Annotated in this window: 7 protein-coding genes; all 7 read right to left on the reverse strand. The window is 47.5% G+C overall.

Features of this window, described 5'->3' with window-relative positions:
- Positions 1–606 (reverse strand): hypothetical protein (locus RWJ43_RS06460; protein ID WP_314009086.1); only part of this gene is annotated, 606 nt, incomplete at its 3' end.
- A gap of 9 nt (positions 607–615) precedes the next feature.
- Positions 616–966, reverse strand: coding sequence for a hypothetical protein (locus RWJ43_RS06465; protein WP_314009088.1), 351 nt, complete (start codon positions 964–966; stop codon positions 616–618).
- Positions 963–1,259, reverse strand: a complete 297-nt coding sequence (locus tag RWJ43_RS06470; RefSeq protein ID WP_314009090.1) for a hypothetical protein — start codon at positions 1,257–1,259, stop codon at positions 963–965. Before RWJ43_RS06470 ends, RWJ43_RS06465 begins: the two co-directional genes overlap by 4 nt.
- A complete protein-coding gene (locus RWJ43_RS06475; RefSeq protein ID WP_314009092.1) occupies positions 1,252–1,590 on the reverse strand; it encodes a hypothetical protein in 339 nt (112 codons plus the stop codon). The genes RWJ43_RS06470 and RWJ43_RS06475 overlap by 8 nt, the downstream gene beginning before the upstream one ends.
- The gene (locus tag RWJ43_RS06480) at positions 1,577–1,996 is read right to left on the reverse strand and encodes a Gp19/Gp15/Gp42 family protein (protein ID WP_314009094.1); all 420 of its coding nucleotides are present in this window, start codon (positions 1,994–1,996) and stop codon (positions 1,577–1,579) included. Before RWJ43_RS06480 ends, RWJ43_RS06475 begins: the two co-directional genes overlap by 14 nt.
- Positions 1,997–2,008: 12 nt before the next feature.
- Positions 2,009–2,893: a phage major capsid protein gene (locus tag RWJ43_RS06485; protein ID WP_314009096.1), complete on the reverse strand. Its 885-nt coding sequence runs from the start codon at positions 2,891–2,893 to the stop codon at positions 2,009–2,011.
- Positions 2,894–2,909: 16 nt separating this feature from the next.
- The coding region (locus RWJ43_RS06490; protein WP_314009098.1) for a hypothetical protein at positions 2,910–3,328 on the reverse strand (419 nt) is incomplete at its 5' end.

Here is a 3,328-nt window from a genome sequence, read left to right on the forward strand (position 1 = left end):
CGCGCTCGCTTTTGTGGTGTCGTAGAAGACATCACGGTAAGTATCACCGTCAAAGACCTCGGCTGGCATACACTTTATGGTTGGGGTATAGCCAAGGAAGTCAGAACTGTTCTGCTTTACGGTATCGCGCTCAAAAATGCGTCCAACAGGGATAATAGAACGCTTAACCGTTGTCTCATTAATGACCGCGTCAAAAATGTAGACGCGAGGTGCGGTAAAGCGTGGGTTGTGGCGAACGGTAATAGAACCGTCTGTCTCAACCTTGACGTTATCGTCTCCATAAATGACCTTCAAAATAGTCTCAGCAGACTCAAGGAATGTCACCTTTGCAGACTCTGAGTACTTAGAGATTGAGGAACTAATGGCATTTCCTCCCCAGTCGTTCTTATCCTCTTCAGAGAGATCAACAGAAAACTCAACGCCATCCTCAGAGATATATCCAAGTGACTTAATCTTGCCAGGATTTGCGGTCATCAGATCCTTGATGGTCTTCTTAACATCAAGAAGCGTCTTAATGTCAACGCTTGGGTCAACAACTGCGGCATATCCGCCAGGACGGCCCTTTGCTGCTCCGACGGAATTTGCATTGTAAATAGCATCAGCCATGATTACTCCTTACAGACGTGTAGTGATATACACATCTAATTGATATCGATATTTCTTTGAATCCGGGTCTGGGAAGTCGTAGATACTTTGAACTTCAACCTTGATGACCTTATCAAGCTCTTGCCAGCACTCAAGCAAAAGAAGTCTTATTGCCAAAGCAAGCTTATATGCAGAGGCGTCCGTTGTACTCCAAGATTGCACTGCAAGATTAGCTATATCCCAGCCAATCGTAGAGCTTCCTCCGGTTCGCGTAACGGTAATAAACTCTTTTGGTTCACGGGCGGGAACTCGTGTCGAAGCAGGGACGCTAAGCTTTTCACTCATATACTTAGTAAGATCTGAAAGAATGTCATAACTCATCCATTACATCCTTTCTTGAGAATATTAAGCTTTGCGTTAGCACGTCCAGCCCATATACCGTTCTCTGCTCCAGAGCAATACACAAGGCCAGCTGCGGTGTACTCGCGATTAACCCATTTGGCGTCAAATCGAGCACCATGTTTGAGGTATTTTTCTGGCAGTAAAGCATTACATTTTGCTGCACAAATCTGAGCCGCCTCACGGCACATATCAGCTACAGGAGCGGTATGAAGTACCTCACGAATACCAGCCAAATCAGGTTTAAGCCCTGTGACGACAAAATCATTACCCATCGACAACCACCGCCTCGACTTCCCTGTCCCAATCGAGTGGCGTTAGACTGTCGAGATAGGGTTGCGGGTCACCAACGACTGCAAACCTCATGCCATCAAACTCAATAAAAGTTCCCCTTAGACTTCGCTTATAAGTCTTTGGAAAGTGAAACACCATGTCTATGCGGTCACCGTTTGGGCGCACCGCAGACAAATCAGATGTCGCAACTGGAGCTGGTAAGACATTGTCAACAAGCTCATAAGACTCTACTCCAGAGGTCTCATTGCCATGATCGTCTAGGACAGTAGTTACTCTAACCACTTCTACCCGAACGCCCCTAATTGCTGCCATCATTCACCTCGTGGTCTTGCTTAAACATTGGCTGAATTGAGCCAATTCTGATACCACTCAAGCCGAGTCGAGTGCGCTCAGAGCGCGTTACATACAAATCAGCTGTTGGATTTGCAAAAGTCAATGTCGACTCATAAGGGCCGGCATGCTGACTGTACTGAGAAGCACCCTCAAAACCAGCAGGAACATTCACAGCACGAGCAACAATCGCACAAGTAACGGCGCAAGCATTTTCATCAAATCGAAGATTCAAGCCTTCTTTGTAAGCCGTTTGATGATATGCAATGAAATTAGAGCGCAAGAGGGCTGAGGCATCTTGCAAAAGCACCTCAACCCTCTCTGGAGCGCCAGACCCATAACGTTTCTCATAGTCGGCCTTTGTGGCAAAGCTTCTTGTCTCTGCCATATAAGCCTCCTATTAAGCGGCAGTACCGTTTGCAAGGCGGACAAACTGTGCCTTATCACGAGCGACAAAGCCAAACATAAAGGTGCACTTAAGAGCAAACATATCACGCTGATAGAGGTTCATAGCAGTTCCGCCAGCGTTAATAGTTGCCTGGTCAGCCATAGAGACAGTGATGTCCTTTACAAGACCAAAGCGAGCACCAGTCCAATCGCCACCAACGCCAACAAGCTCTGGTGTCTTAGAGGCAACCTTTGCCTGATAAGCTGCACGAGAGAAGAGAGATGGGATAGCAAGAACAGAAGAACCGCCGTCCTTACCCTCAACTGCTGGGTTGGTGATAAAGAGTGGACGCTGCTGGCTGTCCTTAGCCTTAAGAAGCAGAGTGCGAGCCTTTGGAGAGAGGACCCAACCGTTAAGGTCACCGTTAGCGTTGGAGACCTTCTCAAGCGCGTCAACAAAGCCGTCATAAGGCTTAGCAGAAAGGTCTACAGACTCAGCATCTGCAAGAGTATCAAAGCCAGTGCCAGGAGCAGTGCCATACATGATGGTAGAGTCAACCTTGCGACCAATGGCGCCTGGAAGACGATTCTGAAGCTCGGCAAAGATAGCCTCATAGTTATCCTTGAACTCGTTAGAGAAGAGCTCAATAACAGTGAGCTTATAAGGCTTCATTTCCTTTACGCCAAGAGAGGTGTTAGATACCTTAGCCTCTTCACCCTCAGCGGTAAAAGAAGCCTCTGGGTCACCCGTTACAACTGGGATAGTCATGCCGCGGCCAGGAAGCTCAATTGGAGTTGCGAGCTGCATAATTGCAGACTGGTCTTGGACGTTTGCAAAGATCTCGTCAGAGAGGTCTTTTGGAAGTGTTGCAGAAGTTGTCAAAATACCGGTTGCCATACTTAAATCCTTTCAATTAGTTGAATGTTTCGGCCATGAATTGACCAAATTTTTGTGCTGGAGTCTCTCCAGCCTGTGTAGAAATGCCTGATTCTGGAATGATTGGAGCAGAAGGCTTTTTGGCGAACGCCGCTACGGCTTCTGCAAACGTCTTCATGCTCTCTTCATCTGCGCCCTGAATGAGGTCCTCTGGTACCCCTGTGTCTTTAGCGACTTGCTTGCGCATCTGCTGCAATTTAGCGTTCTCATCACGTGTCTGCAGTTCACCTTTAAGGTTGTCAACCTCAGCGAGTGCCTTTTTCAGCTCCTCGGAGCCACTCTTTTCGAGTTCGTCAAGCTTTTCAGCCTTGGCTTTCAAGTCATCATAATCAGAGAACTCAGAGCGTACTTTTTCACGCTCTCTTTCAAGCCTGTCTTTCACGATCTTGTCGAGCT

It is taken from the genome of Lancefieldella parvula (assembly GCF_963530955.1).
Lineage (GTDB): Bacteria > Actinomycetota > Coriobacteriia > Coriobacteriales > Atopobiaceae > Lancefieldella > Lancefieldella parvula_A.